This is a genomic window from Micromonospora sp. BQ32, from assembly GCF_059358895.1.
This window is the reverse complement of sequence record NZ_JCADBI010000004.1, coordinates 194486-209164: the sequence shown is the minus strand read 5'-3', so window position 1 is coordinate 209164 and position 14679 is coordinate 194486. Positions and strand designations below refer to the sequence as shown.

Annotated in this window: 13 protein-coding genes; 9 read left to right on the top strand and 4 right to left on the bottom strand. The window is 70.1% G+C overall.

Going from position 1 to position 14679, the window contains the following annotated elements:
* The first annotated feature begins 94 nt into the window (after positions 1–94).
* A complete protein-coding gene (locus AC5L30_RS10505) occupies positions 95–862 on the top strand; it encodes an SDR family NAD(P)-dependent oxidoreductase (RefSeq protein ID WP_494866794.1) in 768 nt (255 codons plus the stop codon).
* Positions 863–1236: 374 nt separating this feature from the next.
* On the opposite strand, the gene AC5L30_RS10500 is transcribed toward AC5L30_RS10505, so the two are convergent.
* A complete protein-coding gene (locus tag AC5L30_RS10500) occupies positions 1237–1815 on the bottom strand; it encodes a TetR/AcrR family transcriptional regulator (RefSeq protein ID WP_494867196.1) in 579 nt (192 codons plus the stop codon).
* A gap of 157 nt (positions 1816–1972) precedes the next feature.
* On the opposite strand from AC5L30_RS10500, the gene AC5L30_RS10495 reads away from it, so the two are divergent.
* Together AC5L30_RS10495 and AC5L30_RS10490 are read left to right on the top strand one after the other, a co-directional pair.
* Positions 1973–2992 carry an aldo/keto reductase gene (locus AC5L30_RS10495; RefSeq protein WP_494866793.1) on the top strand — a complete coding sequence of 340 codons (1020 nt, stop codon included), beginning with the start codon at positions 1973–1975 and terminating at the stop codon, positions 2990–2992.
* Between the two features lie 100 nt (positions 2993–3092).
* Entirely contained in the window at positions 3093–3971 is an 879-nt protein-coding gene (locus AC5L30_RS10490; RefSeq protein WP_494866792.1) for an LLM class flavin-dependent oxidoreductase, read from the top strand.
* A 465-nt stretch (positions 3972–4436) separates the two neighbouring features.
* Here the strand turns inward: AC5L30_RS10490 and AC5L30_RS10485 are convergent, their stop codons facing one another.
* Together AC5L30_RS10485 and AC5L30_RS10480 are read right to left on the bottom strand one after the other, a co-directional pair.
* Complete coding sequence (locus AC5L30_RS10485) at positions 4437–5903, bottom strand: MFS transporter (protein WP_494866790.1); 1467 nt, start codon at positions 5901–5903, stop codon at positions 4437–4439.
* A gap of 223 nt (positions 5904–6126) precedes the next feature.
* Positions 6127–6618, bottom strand: coding sequence for a MerR family transcriptional regulator (locus AC5L30_RS10480; protein ID WP_494866788.1), 492 nt, complete (start codon positions 6616–6618; stop codon positions 6127–6129).
* Positions 6619–6796: 178 nt separating this feature from the next.
* On the opposite strand from AC5L30_RS10480, the gene AC5L30_RS10475 reads away from it, so the two are divergent.
* The 6 genes from AC5L30_RS10475 to AC5L30_RS10450 all read left to right on the top strand — a co-directional run bounded on the left by AC5L30_RS10475 (position 6797) and on the right by AC5L30_RS10450 (position 14102).
* Positions 6797–7693: an ABC transporter ATP-binding protein gene (locus AC5L30_RS10475; RefSeq protein WP_494866787.1), complete on the top strand. Its 897-nt coding sequence runs from the start codon at positions 6797–6799 to the stop codon at positions 7691–7693.
* A complete protein-coding gene (locus AC5L30_RS10470; RefSeq protein ID WP_494866785.1) occupies positions 7690–8439 on the top strand; it encodes an ABC transporter permease in 750 nt (249 codons plus the stop codon). The genes AC5L30_RS10475 and AC5L30_RS10470 overlap by 4 nt, the downstream gene beginning before the upstream one ends.
* A 14-nt stretch (positions 8440–8453) precedes the next feature.
* Positions 8454–9608, top strand: coding sequence for a sensor histidine kinase (locus AC5L30_RS10465; RefSeq protein WP_494866784.1), 1155 nt, complete (start codon positions 8454–8456; stop codon positions 9606–9608).
* Complete coding sequence (locus AC5L30_RS10460) at positions 9605–10258, top strand: response regulator (protein WP_266305384.1); 654 nt, start codon at positions 9605–9607, stop codon at positions 10256–10258. Before AC5L30_RS10465 ends, AC5L30_RS10460 begins: the two co-directional genes overlap by 4 nt.
* A 112-nt stretch (positions 10259–10370) precedes the next feature.
* A complete protein-coding gene (locus tag AC5L30_RS10455; RefSeq protein WP_494866782.1) occupies positions 10371–13127 on the top strand; it encodes an AAA family ATPase in 2757 nt (918 codons plus the stop codon).
* 312 nt (positions 13128–13439) lie between these two features.
* Positions 13440–14102, top strand: coding sequence for an NAD(P)H-binding protein (locus tag AC5L30_RS10450; RefSeq protein ID WP_494866781.1), 663 nt, complete (start codon positions 13440–13442; stop codon positions 14100–14102).
* Between the two features lie 83 nt (positions 14103–14185).
* Here AC5L30_RS10450 and AC5L30_RS10445 read toward each other — a convergent pair whose 3' ends face one another.
* Entirely contained in the window at positions 14186–14500 is a 315-nt protein-coding gene (locus AC5L30_RS10445) for a DUF3455 domain-containing protein (protein WP_494866780.1), read from the bottom strand.
* Positions 14501–14679: the final 179 nt, after the last annotated feature.

Sequence of the window (14679 nt, the reverse complement as noted above, 5' to 3'; positions counted from 1 at the left end):
AGCGATCGTTCACAAGGGGTCGGAGGCTTGTTGGCTGATCGCTCAAGAACGAGCTACGGTTCCACTTGAGCGATCATCCAACAAAGGAGCGGTCATGTCAGGAGCACTGCAGAACAAAGTGGCCGTCGTCACCGGCGGCAGTCACGGGATCGGCCGGGCGACCGTCGAGCGGTTCGCCCGTGACGGGGCGACGGTCGCCGTCGGCTACGGCCACGACGAGGCGGCGGCCCGCGACACGGTGGAGCGCATCCGCAAGGACGGCGGACGTGCCTTCGCCGTGCACACCGAGCTGGGCACACCCGGCGACGCGGCTCGCTTCTGGGAGACCTTCGACCAGGCGGGCCGGGAGTTCGTGCCCGACGGGGAGATCGACATCCTCGTCCACAACGCCGGCAAGGGAAGCTTCGCCCGGCTGGCCGACCTCCCTGAGGACGAGTTCGACCAGGTGATGGCCGTGAACGTGAAGGCGCCGTTCTTCATCACGAAGCTCGCGCTGCCGCGACTGCGCGACGGCGGTCGGATCATCAACGTCTCCAGCACCGCGGCCAGAGTCGGAAGCCCGGATCTGCTGGCCTACGGCGTCAGCAAGGCGGCGCTGAACTGGTTCAGCTACGACATGGCGCTGGATTTGGGCCCGCGCGGGATCACCGTCAACTCGGTGTCACCCGGCATCGTCATGACCCGGAACAGCCAATACCTGGTCGACAATCCGGAACTCGCGGCGCAGCAGACGGCGCGTGTCGCCCTCGGCCGGCTCGGCGAGACCGACGACGTGGCCAGCATCATCGCCTTCCTCGCCTCCGACGAGGGGCGCTGGGTTACCGGTCAGGTCATCGACGCTTCGGGCGGCACCGCGCTCTGAGGACGGCCCGGCTAGGTCGTTTTCGTAGGTGGCGTTGATGTTGCGGCGTGGCGGGAGACCTCTACGACTGCCCGCACTGCCGGTTATCCGGGCAGCGTGACCTGGTCGCGGCTGCCACCCTCGCCACCCGTAGCCCGGGCGGCGGACACACCACCCCGACAGGTGTTGCGTTGTCGGAGGTGCTCACGCACCGTCGCGGCCGGCCGGCACCTTCCCGGTGCCGGCCGGCCGCGACGTGATCCCCGCCGCCCATCCGCGGCGCGAGGATCAGGTGGCCCGCGGAGGCCCGCCCCATCACTCGGAGGGGAGCTCGCCCACAAGGCGAGGATCCACTACGACCACCGCACAACCGGCGAACGTTCGTGGACACCGCACTAACGGACGCGAAGCCCGGCGACGAGGAGGTCGACCAGGCGGCGTGCGTCGTAACGGGGATCGTTGCCCGCGCCGATGCAGAGATTGCCGACGCCGCGCAGCAGCCCGTAGGCGTCGATGTCGGGGTGGATCTCGTCGGCGGCGACGGCGGCGTTGAGGAGCTGCTCGCAGACCGGGACGAGCCGGTCGAGGAAGTAGGCGTGCAGGGTCTGGAAGGCGGCGTCGTCGGACTGTAGCGCCGCGGCGAGACCGTGCTTGGTGACCAGGAAGTCGACGAACAGGTCGATCCACTGGGCCAGGGCGGCGTGCGGTGTATCGCTGTCGGCCAGTAGGGCCGGTCCCGCGTCGGCGCACGCCTCGATCTGGTGCCGGTAGACGGCGACGATGAGGTCGGCCCGGGTGGGGAAGTGGCGGTAGATCGTGCCCACGCCGACGCCCGCCCGTACGGCGATGTCCCGCACGGGGACGTCGACGCCGGAGGTGACGAACGCCGCAGCGGCAGCGTCGAGCAGGGCCCTCTCGTTGCGCCGGGCGTCGGCCCGCTTGCGCGGGACCGGTCGCTCCGAGCGGCTGTCGATGTCAGCCACGTCGCGTTACCTCCGTCACTCCACTTGGCATCCGGAACACCGTTCCGTATGGTGTTTACCGGAACAGTGCTCCGCTTGCTCAGCATAATGAACCGGGCGGGCTGCCACCAAACCGTGGACCGCCGGACGTCCAAAAGGAGAAACAGTCATGCAGTACCGCACCCTGGGTCGCACTGGTGTGCAGGTCAGCACCCTCGTACTCGGCGCGATGAACTTCGGCAAGATCGGCAACACCACCCAGGAGGACGCCACCGCCATCGTCGACGCGGCGCTCGACGCGGGGATCAATCTCATCGACACCGCCGACGCCTACAGCGGCGGCCAGTCCGAGGAGATGGTCGGCAAGGCCATCGCCGGCCGCCGCGACGACGTCGTTCTGGCCACCAAGGCGACCCTGCCGATGGGCGACGAACGCAACCAGCGGGGCGGCTCGCGCCGCTGGCTGGTCACCGCGCTGGAGAACAGCCTGCGCCGCCTCGGCGTCGACCACGTCGACCTCTACCAGATGCACCGGTGGGATCCGACGACCAGCGACGACGAGACGCTGTCGGCGCTGACGGACCTGCAGCGCGCGGGCAAGATCCGCTACTTCGGCTCCTCGACCTTTCCCGCCTACCGCATCGTGCAGGCGCAGTGGGCCGCCCGCGAGGGACGTCTGAGCCGTTACGTGACCGAGCAGCCGAACTACTCGATCCTGCAGCGTGGCATCGAGGCCCACGTGCTGCCCGCGACCCAGGAGTACGGCATGGGCGTGCTGGCCTGGAGCCCGCTGGCGTCGGGCTGGCTGTCCGGGGCGATCCGCGCCGGACAGGAAATCAGTACGAACCGCTCGGGCTTCATGCAGCATCGCTTTGACGTCAGCATCCCCGCCAACCGCGCCAAGCTCGACGCCGTCGAGCAGCTCGCCACAGTCGCCGACGAGGCTGGCCTCAGCATGATCCAGCTCGCGCTCGGCTTCGTCACCGCGCACCCGGGCGTGACCAGCGCGATCATCGGCCCCCGCACGACAGAGCACCTCCGCTCACAGCTCGCCGCCGCGGACACGGTGCTCTCGGCCGACGTGCTGGACGCGATCGACGCGATCGTGGCTCCCGGCGTCGACCTCGCCGCCCACGAAAAGAACGACACCCCGCCCGCTCTGCTCGAGCCGGCGCTGCGCCGCCGCTGATCACTCGGCACGTGTCAGTGACCAGGCGGCAGGCGGACGTCCGCCTGCCGCCTGACCCGCCAGACCTTCCAGGCTCGGCACCGAAAGGACGAACGGACCCATGCCAAGCAAGCCCTCGCCCAGCTTCGGGCTCATGACCGCCCCGATGCACGTCGACTACCACGACATCCTGCGGGTATGGCAGGAAGCGGACGCCATCGCCGAGATCGAGCACGCGTGGCTGTTCGACCACCTCATGCCCATCGGTGGCGACCCGGGCGGACCGGCGTACGAGGGCTGGACCCTGCTCTCCGCCCTCGCCGCGCAGACCGAGCGGCTGCGACTGGGCGTGATGGTGACCAGCAACCGCTTCCGGCCTCCCGCGATGCTCGCCAAGATCGCCACGGTCGTCGACATTGTCTCCGGCGGGCGCCTCGACTTCGGCATCGGCGTCGGGTCACGGCCTGGTCACCCCCTGGCCCGGCGGGAGTACGCCGCGCACGGCCTGCCCTTCGCCGACACCGCCGACGCCGTGGGCAGCCTCGCCGAGGCGCTCACGGTCATCCGGCGACTCTGGACCGACAACGAGCCGTTCGACTTCCACGGAACGTACGTCGACCTCACCGGAGCGTTCGCCAGCCCCAAGCCCGTGCAGCGCCCGCACCCGCCGATCGTTATCGGTGGCCGCTCCGCCGGCACATTGCGGGTGGTCGCCGAGCACGCGGACATCTGGAACATCGCCAGCGGGGACGTCGACGACGCCGTCAGCCGCAGCGCCCTGCTGGAACGCTACTGCGCCGAAATCGGCCGCGACCCAGCGTCGATCACCCGCTCGATCAACCTGCCCGTCTCCTACGACCAGCCCGGGCTCACCCGGGACGCCATCGGCAGGACGATCGGCGCCGGCTTCGGGCACATCGTGCTCATACTGCCGGCGCCCTACCCCGCTGGCGTCGCGCGTTGGGTCGCCGATGAGCTCATCACCCCGTCGACCGCATAGCGGCCCCGGCCACGCTGGAGAAAGCACCGGGATGACGTGCCGGATCCCCCGATGCCGCCTGGCGCGGCAGGTGCAGTCGTGGCGTCGCGTGACGAGGCCGCCGGCGATGCGACGCCGGATCGGATGCAGCGGCTCTCCACTCTGACGGCGAGGCGGGCTCGCCCACAGCTCAGGGTTGGTTTCTCCTTCGGGGGTACGCCACTCCGTCACGCGGGCACCGCCGGATCAGCCGAGGGGGTCGTGTGCGCCGCGGACGCGCCGGGGGCCGGTACGGGATGGATCAGCGAGAGGTGGGCGGGCGCGCCGGGGACATCGGTGTGGTGGAACTACGGGTGCACGGGGTGTCCGCCACCGGCCCGGCTGAGCTGCTGGATCGGCCGCACGTGCGGCAGGTGGCGGGTGACCACCGGGGTGGCTTCTACCAGCCCGGGCCGGAATTCGTAACTGTGCAACTCGGCCGGTTGCTCAAGTGCTCGGTCTGCCAAACCGCCGTCGAGGTCCTTGGCCAGCTCGCGAAGGATTTCGAGTTCGAACAGACTTTGTCATGGGCAAACAGAGCGCCAAAGCGGCCACGACGATCGCCAAGACGGCGCAGGCGAGCCAGACCGTCACGTAGCCGGCCTTACCCGTCACCGGCGTTGCGACCCCGGGCACGTGGCTCGACAGGGCCGCCATGACGGCCGCGAAGGTGGCACCGGACACAGCGCCTCCGACCGCCCGCGCGGTGTTGAACAAGCCGGAGCTGATGCCAACCGCGTCCGCAGGCGCCCGAGTCACCACATACGTCGAGAGCGTGGCCAGCACCACGCCGTTGCCGGCCCCGATCAGGACCTGCCAGACGACGAAAGTGGCTACGGCGTCGTGAACCAGTGCCGTCAGCACGTACCCCGCAGCAGTCAGTACCGCCCCGAGGGCCACAGCGGTCCGGCTCCCGGCCCGTTCGGTCAGCCGAGGCGCCAGCCAGGTGCCGGCGAACGCGGCGAGACCGAACGCGAGCAGCACGAGTCCCAGTTGCAGCGAGGTGAGGCCTAACCCGATTCCGGTGCTTGCGGGCAGCCCGAGGTACAAGGCGCTGGCCGCCTGGCTGCCGAACAACTCGGCCCCGGCGAAGAACCCGGCGAGCACCGGCAGTCCCAGTGCGCCGCGCATCATGAGCGATACGTCGACGAAGGGATGCGTGACACGCTGCTCGACCCAGACCCAGATGGCGAGCAAGGCCATGCCTGCGGCGATCCCCCCGACCGTGCGGGCGTCCGTCCAGCCCCAGCCGCTGCCGTTGCCGACGGCGGCGAGCAGCAGCACCAACCCGACGCTCAACAGCACCGCTCCGGTCCAGTCGATGCGGCCCGTCGTGCGCAGCGTCGTCTCAGGCACAAGCCACGCCACCACCGGAACCACCAGGGTCATGAGGGCGGCGGGTATCCACAACGTCGCCGACAGACTGAAGTACTGGCGTATCACCCCCGACAGCAGCAGGCCGGCGCTCCCGCCCAGGGCGACCGCGCCGACGAGGAGCCCGATCGCCCGTCCGGTCGAATGCCCGGCCCGCTCACGGATGATCGCGAACTCCAGCGACAGCAACGCCGCCAACGGCCCTTGAACAGCCCGCCCCAGCAGCAGGATCTCGAAGGTTGGCGCGACGGCCACGAGCACCGACCCGACCGCGACCGAGACGGCCGCCACGACCAGGAACCGGCGGTGACCGTAGCGGTCACCGAGCTTGGACAGCAGCGGCACACACACCGCCGATGACAGCAGATAGACCGCGTCGAGCCAGTTCAGGCTGGCCGCGGTCGTGTCGTAGCGCTGCAGGATGCTGGGCACCAGGGGTGCGAGCCAGCTCTGGGTGAGCCCGGAGGCGAACTCGAGGATCAGGAGGAAACCGACGACCGAGGCCACGCCGGAAAGGGCCGCGGTCGAGCGCAGCGGCACCGGCTGTGTTCCGGACGACTGCGTGCCTCGAGTTGTCGGCATGGTCGTCGCCCTTCGCCGCGGTGTGCCTTCACCGGATCACCCGTGGACCGCGCCACGGCCGGCGACGTGGCGCTCGCGGCCGGCACGAAGGCTCCGGGCGAGACGCCGGACGGTGCGCGTCAGTTGCACCAGCACCATCAGGATCGCGTAGTCGGCCAGTCGTCGACCTGGGAATTCTCGCTCATCGAGACCTCCTCCGACCGCAAAGAACCCGCTCAGTGCACCTTCGCCCGGACGATGCTCGCGCGATCGGCGTCGAGCCGTCGTCAGCATCAGCCGCTTGGGCGTAGTGGTACGGATGCTCATGCTCCAGAACGCCGGAATGAACCAGCAGGTCGGTCCCAACCGGTGCACGGGTGAGCAGAATGGTCGCGATGTCGGTCCGGGCCTTGCTCAACCGCTCGATCTCCGAGGCAAGGCCGGCGTCGACCTGCCTCAGGACGTCCGGCGCGGCCGCGCCGTCCAGGCAGATCTCGCGGATCTGGGAGAGCGGCACGCCGAGTTCGGACAAGCACCGGATGCGCTGCAGAAGCATGAGGTCGGACACCCCGTACTGCTTGTATCCGTTGTATCGGCGCGTGGGCTCATCGAGCAGGCCGATCCGATGGTAATGCCGGATCGCGTTGACCGTCGTGCCGGCGAGCTCCGCCAGCTCCCGGGTGCTCCAGGCCACGTCAGCTCCTCCCCCCTTGGTACGGCTGAGCTTCACGCTCGCATCGGCGGGGCGGCGTTCGCGTCGGTGAAAAACCCTTACGTAGCGATGGCCAGTAGAACCTGGGTACCAACGGCGGGCCGGAAATGCCGACCGCGGTACCACGATGGGGGCTGTGCCCGGACCTAGCGTCGTGAGCATGATTCAGGTACGCGAAGTAACCAAGCGATACGGTGCGAAGACGGTCGTCGACCGCCTGTCGTTCACCGCGAAGCCCGGACAGGTCACCGGCTTCCTCGGCCCCAATGGCGCCGGCAAGTCGACGACCATGCGGATGATCGTCGGCCTCGACGCGCCGACCTCCGGCGACGTGCTGGTCAACGACAAGCCGTACGCGTCGTCGCAGGCACCGCTGCGCGACATCGGCGTTCTGCTCGAGGCCAAGGCCGCACACCCCGGCCGGACGGCGGTCAGCCACCTTCTGGCATTGGCTCGCACGAACGGCATCCCGCGCTCGCGCGTGGACGAGGTGCTCGACCTGGCCGGCCTCTCGGCCGTCGCCCACAAGCGGGTCGGTGCGTTCTCCCTTGGCATGGGGCAGCGGCTCGGCATCGCCGCCGCGTTGCTCGGCGACCCGGCCGTGGTGATGCTCGACGAGCCGGTCAACGGCCTCGACCCCGAGGGTGTCCTCTGGGTGCGCAACCTGCTCACCGGCCTGGCCGCCGAGGGCCGCACCGTGATGCTGTCCTCGCACCTGATGAGCGAGGTCTCGCTGATCGCGGACCACCTGGTCATCATCGGCCGGGGCAGACTGCTGGCCGACACCACCGTGGCCGACTTCGTGACCGCCGAGGGCGTCCGGGTCGTCACTCCCGCGCCCGACGCGCTGCGCACGACGATCGCCGGTCCGGGCATCACGGTCACCTCGACCGGCGCCGAGGAACTGCTCGTCGCCGGCACCTCCGCCCGCAAGATCGGGCTGGCCGCGGCCGCCCGTGGCATCCCGCTGTTCGAACTCACCCCGCAGAACGCCTCCCTCGAAGAGGCGTTCATGGACCTGACCCGCGACGCTGTCGAATACGAGGCATCCCGATGAAGATCACCCCTGGTGGCGTCGTCGCCGCCGAATGGACCAAGTTCTCCTCCCTGCGCTCCACCTGGATCACGACCGGCATCTCCGTCTTCCTCCTGATCGCCTTCGGCATGATCGCCTCGGCGTCCTTCTCGGGTGAGGGCCCGACCTCGGTCGATCTGGCCCTGTCGGGCAGCGTCCTGGCCGCCCTGTCCGTCGGTGTGCTCGGCGCGTTGCTGGGGGCGAGCGAATACACCACCGGCATGATCCGGGCGACTTTGGCCGCGGTGCCGCGCCGGTTGCCGGTGCTGTGGTCAAAGGGCCTCGTGGCCGGGGCGGCCGCCTTCGTGACGATGACCATCGGCGCCTTCGCCGCTTTCGCCGCGGGGTCGGCCGTGCTCAACGAGAAGGTCGACGGTCTGGGCCTCGGTGACGAGGGCGTCGTGCGGGCCCTGTTCGGCGCCGGCCTCTATCTGGGGCTGGTCGCGGTGCTCGGCGTCGCGCTCGGCATGCTCGTCCGGTCCAGCGCCGGCGCCATCGCGATCCTGTCCGGCGCGCTGCTGGTCGTGCCCGTTCTGGCCCCGCTGCTGCCGGACTCGATCGCCGATGCCGTCACCCCCTACCTGCCCAGCAACGCGGGCAGCGCCGTGATGGCACTGGCTCCCACGGACGGCACGCTGGGTCCGTGGGCCGGTCTCGCAGTCTTCGCCGGGTACGTGGCCGTGACGCTCGCCGCCACCGCCTATCGGCTCAAGAAGACCGACGCGTAAGGGAGACTCGGGCGATGAGCACGCAGGGATGGCTCGTGGACCGGCAGGCACGGCTGCGGGCGTTCGACCGGCGCCACCCGTGGGTCATGGACACCCTGGTAGCCGTCCCGATCGTGCTCTTCAGCATCCCGAACATCATCGAGAAACCCCTGTCGGCGACCATCGCGACCCTGGTGCTGCTGCCACCGCTCTACTGGCGGCGGCGGTACCCGTTCCCGGCGTTCCTGGCCACCGCGACCATCGAGTTGATCGAGGGACTGCTGGACGTCGGCGTCGGCGCCGGAGTGATCCTGCTCGTGATGCTGTTCGGGGTGGCCTCCCGCGGTTCGTGGCGGGCGCTGGCCTGGGCCGCCGGGATCGCCCTCGCGCTGCTGGTCGCCGAGATCTACCTGATCAACCCGGTGACGGAGAACCGCGTCACCACCCTGCTCCTGGCGATCGGCACAGAGGCAGCCGCGGTCGCGTCCGGCGTCGCGGTGCGCACCCGCCGGGCGTACCTCATCGCCCTGGAGGACCGGGCCGCCCGCCTCGAGATCGAACGGGATCAGCAGGCCCGCCTGGCGGTCGCTGAGGAGCGGGCCCGGGTGGCCCGCGAGATGCACGACATCGTCGGCCATCACGTGTCGGTGATCGTCGGCCTTGCCGACGGCAGCGCCGCCCTCGCCAGATCGCGGCAGGAGCAGACCGCCGAACCGCTCCGGCTGATCGGCGAGACCGGCCGCCAGGCGCTCGCGGAGCTGCGCCGGGTGCTGGGCGTGCTGCGCGAGGGTGACCCTGGTCCGCAGCTGAGGCCGCAGCCCGGCATCGACGATCTCGACCGGCTGCTGCCGAGCGTGCGGGCAGCCGGGCTGCCAGTCACCTACTCCACCTCGGGCGAGCTGCACACCCTCGGCAAGGGGCTGCAGCTCGCGGTCTACCGCATCGTCCAGGAAGCGCTCACCAACACCCTCAAACACGCGGGGCGCAGCGCGTCCGCGACAGTCACTCTCGCTGCCTGCCGCGGAGAGGTACGGGTACGCGTTCTCGACAACGGCCGTGCCATACCGGCCCCTCCAAGCCACGGCCTGCTCGGCATACGCGAACGCGCCGCCATGTACAGCGGGATAGTGACCGCCGGCCCGGTCGAGAACGGCTGGCTCGTTGACGTAGTCCTCAAGGAGCCCTCATGACCACCGTCCTGATCGTCGACGACCAGCAGTTGCAACGAATGGGCTTCAAGATGCTGCTCGACGGCACCCCGGGCATCACCGTGGTAGGCGAGGCCGCCACCGGCGCCGAGGCAGTGCGGAAAGTCGATCAGACCCGGCCCGATGTGGTGCTGATGGACGTGCGCATGCCCGGCATGGACGGCATCGAGGCCACCCGCCGCATAACCGCGGCCGGCTCCCGCACCCACGTGCTGATCCTGACCACATTCGATCTGGACGAATACGTCTACGCCGGACTTCGAGCCGGAGCGAGCGGCTTTCTCCTCAAAGACGCGCGCCCCGAGGAACTGATCGCCGGTATCCGCGCCGTCGCGAGCGGAGACTCAGTGGTAGCCCCCAGCCTGACCCGCAAGCTGATGGACGCCTACCTGCAGGAACCAGCGCCGGCCACATCCGAGAATCCCCGCCTGAGCACGCTGAGCGAGCGGGAGCGCGAGGTCCTCGAGGCGATCGGCCAGGGCGCCACCAACACCGAGATCGCCGAACGCTTCACGCTGACCGAGTCGACCGTGAAGAAGCACGTCGGACGGGTCCTGTTCAAGATCGGCGCACGCGACCGGATCCAGGCGGTGATCTTCGCGTACGACAACGGCCTGGTCCAGCCTCGCTGACGGGCGGAAGGGCAGGAATGTTCCTGGTAAAAAGTCTTCCTTGTTACGCTATCGCCATCAAATATCGGAATCTACCTAAATCGACCACCTGCTAGACGGAGGTGCGGAATTCATGGAGCTGCTGGGCCGCCGCACCGAAAGCGCAGCGGTAGAACAGCTGCTGGCCCGGGCGCAGTCCGGACGCAGCGGGGCCCTGGTGGCGCGCGGGGAAGCCGGCATCGGCAAGACCGCGCTGCTGGAACATGCCCGCGACATCGCGAGCGGATCAGGGTTCCGCACGGCGATCTCGGTCGGGGTGGAATCCGAGATCAGCTTCGCTTTCTCGGGTCTGTACCAGCTGGCCGGGTCGCTGCTGGATCGCGCCGGAGCGCTGCCCGAGCCGCAACAGGCCGCTCTCGGAGTCGCGTTCGGGCAGCAGGGCGGGGTGACGCCGGACTGCTTCCTCGTCGGGCTGGCGACTCTCAGCCTGCTGGCCGAGGTGGCCGAGGAACGGCCACTGCTGTGCCTGGTCGACGACGCGCAATGGCTCGATCAGGCGTCCGCTCAGGTCCTGGCCTTCGTGGCGCGTCGGGTGGCGGCCGAGCGGCTCGCCCTGATCTTCGCGCTGCGTGACCCGGGGGAAAGTGACGTCCGGGTGTTCGACGGGCTGCCCGAGCTGCGCCTGGACGGACTCGGCGAGGCCGACGCGCGAGCGCTGCTGACCGGCGCGGTCCCGGCCCCCCTCGACGACGAAGTGCGTGAACGCATCGTCGCCGAAGCCCGGGGCAACCCCTTGGCGCTGCTCGAACTGCCCCGAAGCGCACAACCCGGCCGGCTGGCCGGGGGGTTCGAGCTGCCCGACGCGCTGAATGTTCCGCGCCGCATCGAAGACAGCTTTCAGCGCCGCTCGGGCAGCCTGCCGGCCGAGAGTCAACTGCAGTTGCTGATCGCGGCGGCCGAGCCGACCGGCGATGTGGCCCTGCTGTGGCGGGCGGGCGAGAAACTGGGCATCGCCAAGGAGGCGGCCGTGCCCGCCGAAGCCGCAGGCATGCTGGAGATCGGCGCAAGGGTGCGGTTCCGCCATCCGCTGGCGCGGTCGGCGGTCTATCGAGCAGCCTCACCACCGGATCGCCGCCGCGCGCACGGCGCGCTCGCCGCCGCCATCGATCCTCTCGTCGATCCAGACCGGCGCGTGTGGCACCTGGCGCAGGCCCTGCAGGGCCCCGACGAGGAGGTCGCGGCGGGCCTGGAGCGCTCGGCCGGCCGGGCACGGGCGCGAGGCGGGTCGGCGGCCGCCGCGGCGTTCCTGCAGCAGGCGGCCGAGCTGACGCCCGACCCCGCCGACCGGGCCAGGCGTGCGCTGGAGGCCGCGGACGCCAAACAGGAGGCCGGTGCGCCCGAGGCGGCCCTGGAACTGCTGGCGGTGGCGGCGGCCGGGCCCTTGGACGCCCGGCAACGCGGGCGGCTGCAACTGTCCCGCGCTCGCATCGCCTTCCATCTGACCCGCAGCAGCGACGTGCCGGGAATGCTGCTGGACGCGGCCAGGACGCTCGGCCCGCTGGACCCCGCGCTGGCCCGCGAAACGTACCTGGACGCCTTCGACACGGCGATCATCACCGGCGAGGTCGGACACGAACGCGGCGTGCGGGAGGTCGCCGAGAGCGCCCAGGACGCGCCCGCCCCGCCCGGGCCGCCGAGGCCGGCCGACATGCTGCTCGACGCGCTGGTGACCGCGTTCATTCACGGGTACGAGGCTGGCGTGCCCGAACTGCGCCGCGCGGTGCATGCCTTCCGCGACCAGCCGGCCGAGGAGGTCGCCGGCAACCAGCGGTGGCTCTGGCTGGCCAGCCGCATCGCCCTGGCCCTGTTCGACGACGACTCGGTCCTCGCGCTGGCCGACCGCAACGTCCGGCTCGCCCGCGAAGCGGGCGCGCTCGCCGTGCTGCCGGCCGCGCTCCTCTTCCAATCCGTCGTGCTGGTGTTCGCCGGCGAGGTCGAGCACGCCAGCGAGCTGGCCGCCGAAGAAGTCGGCATCACGCAGGCGACCGGCGGCGTGCCCCTGCTGCACGCCCAGCTCGTACTGGCCGCCTGGCGCGGCCTCGAGGGCGAAGCCACCCGACTGCACGCGGCAAGCGTCGAACAGGCCACCGCCCGAGGCGAGGGCACCGCGGTGACCATGGCGCAGTACGCCCTGACGGTGCTGTACAACGGTCTGGGCAATTATCCAGCCGCGCTGGACGCGGCGAGAAGCGCGGCCAGAACCGACGAGACGCTGTACAGCAACCTGAACCTGCCCGAGCTCATCGAGGCGGCGTCCCGCACGGGTGAGCCGAAGCGCGCGGCCACCGCGGTAGAGCTGCTCGACGAACGGGCCCGGGCCAGCGGCAGCCCCTGGGCGCTCGGCCTGGCGGCGCGCTCCCAGGCGTTGACCAGCACCGGGCCGGACGCCGACAAGCACTACCGCGAGGCGATCGAGTGGCTGCAAGCCTGCCGGATGACCGGCCATCTCGCCCGTACGCATCTGGTCTACGGCGAGTGGCTGCGCCGCGAGGGCCGCCGCCTAGACGCCCGCGAACAGCTCCGCACCGCCCACGAGCTGCTGTCGAACATGGGCCTGGAAGGATTCGCGGCCCGCGCCGCCCGCGAGCTGCGAGCCACCGGCGAGCATCCCCGCAAACGGATCGCCCCGACGGCCGACAGCCTCACCGCCCACGAGCTGCACATCGCACGGCTGGTAGCCACCGGGGCGACGTCGCGGGAGGTCGGGGCGCAGCTGTTCCTGAGCCCACGCACGATCGAAGCTCACCTGCGCAACATCTTCCGCAAGCTCGGTATCACCTCCCGCCGCCAGCTCAAGGAGCTGAATCTGCCCGGCATGCCCAATCCTTGACGAAGCGCGGATCGGATGGCGGCTCGCCCTGCGACCCAACGCGCCGGTGACCGCCGTCATCAGGCTCGCCAACGCGGCCCCCTCGCAGACCGGTCTAAGGAACTTTCACCGACGCGAAGGCGCTGTCACCGGTGCGAGCCTGATGACACGTCCGACGTCAGATCAGGAGACCCACGCCATGAGTCCTGCCACAGCGAGCATGGGGCCGATCGCTCCCACCGCGCCTGGTCACTGGAGCGGTGACCAGCGCAAGCTCCCCTCGCAGTTCATCTTCCGCGGCACTTGTGCCCTCCCCCACGAAGGCTGGGACGTATGAAGGACCGGTTGAGGGTGTTCATCATCGGGATCAGCGGAGCGGTCGGGAGACTGCTGGCCCGGGAGCTGACCGACCGCGGCGACACGGTGTGCGGTCTCGTGCGCCGCGACGATCAGCGGGCCGAGCTCGCCGCACAAGGCATCGACGCGTACGTCGGCGAGCTCGCGGACCTGACCGCCGAGTCCCTGGCCGCCATGATCAGTGGATTCGACGCGGTCGTGTACACGGCCGGGTCGAACGGCGGCGCCCGCGAGGTCACCGCGGCCATCGACGGGGACGGTGTGATGCGAACCCTTCAGGCGATGAGCCTGGCCGGGGTGGATCGCTTCACGCTGGTGTCCGTCCTCCCCGAGGCTGGGCGTGGGCAGCGCCTCGACGATGACGTGGAGTTCTACTTCGCCGTGAAGAAGCTGGTCGACGTCACCGTCAGTGAGTCCGACCTCGACTGGTTGATCCTCCGGCCGTCCATGCTCGTCGATCGGGCCGGAACCGGTGCGATCTCGCTCGGTCCGGCACAACCGCACGACGAGATCGCCCGCGAGGACGTCGCGGCGACTCTCCTGGAGCTACTGCACGAGCCCCGCTTGAGGCGGCAGATTCTCGAGCTCACTCAAGGCTCGACACCGATCTTCGCAGCCGTCCAGGCGAACGTCCGCTAGACCGCCAAGCCCCTTCCGGCCGCCGATGCCGGGATCGGTCGACCTCGTTGCCCGCCGCGCACGGCGGGCAACGAGGCTACCGATCAGCCGCGCTTGGCCGCCGAGAAGGCATGGATCGCCCCGTACGGGACCGCGTTGCTGGCACCGTCCTCGCACGCTGCGGCGGGCGCCACGCCGCCGGAGATCTGCAGGCGGCTGATGTACGTGACGCCGGCCAGCACGCCACGGCCGGAGTGGCTGTCGACCGTAAGCAGAAGCTCGGGAATGGTCCCCGGCCGTGCGCTCTCGGCGGTCTTCTTCTCGGTGATGAGCGAGCCGTCGCGGGTGGACTGCCCGCTCGGTCCCTTGAAGTGGTGGATCCGTCCGGTGGTGCCGACCAGCTGGGCGTCCGGCCGCATCGTTGCCTCCGATTCTGCGCACGTCTGCGCGCACCAGCCCGGACGACGGAGCCGGACACGGCGGTGTTCGAAGCGCGGCCGCGACTCAAGGAAGTTTTCAAGATCCGAGTTATCGGCGCATTGACTCTGTGGTGGGAACACGGTGTCGACTGCGAGCCAGCACTTGACCGCCGACCGCC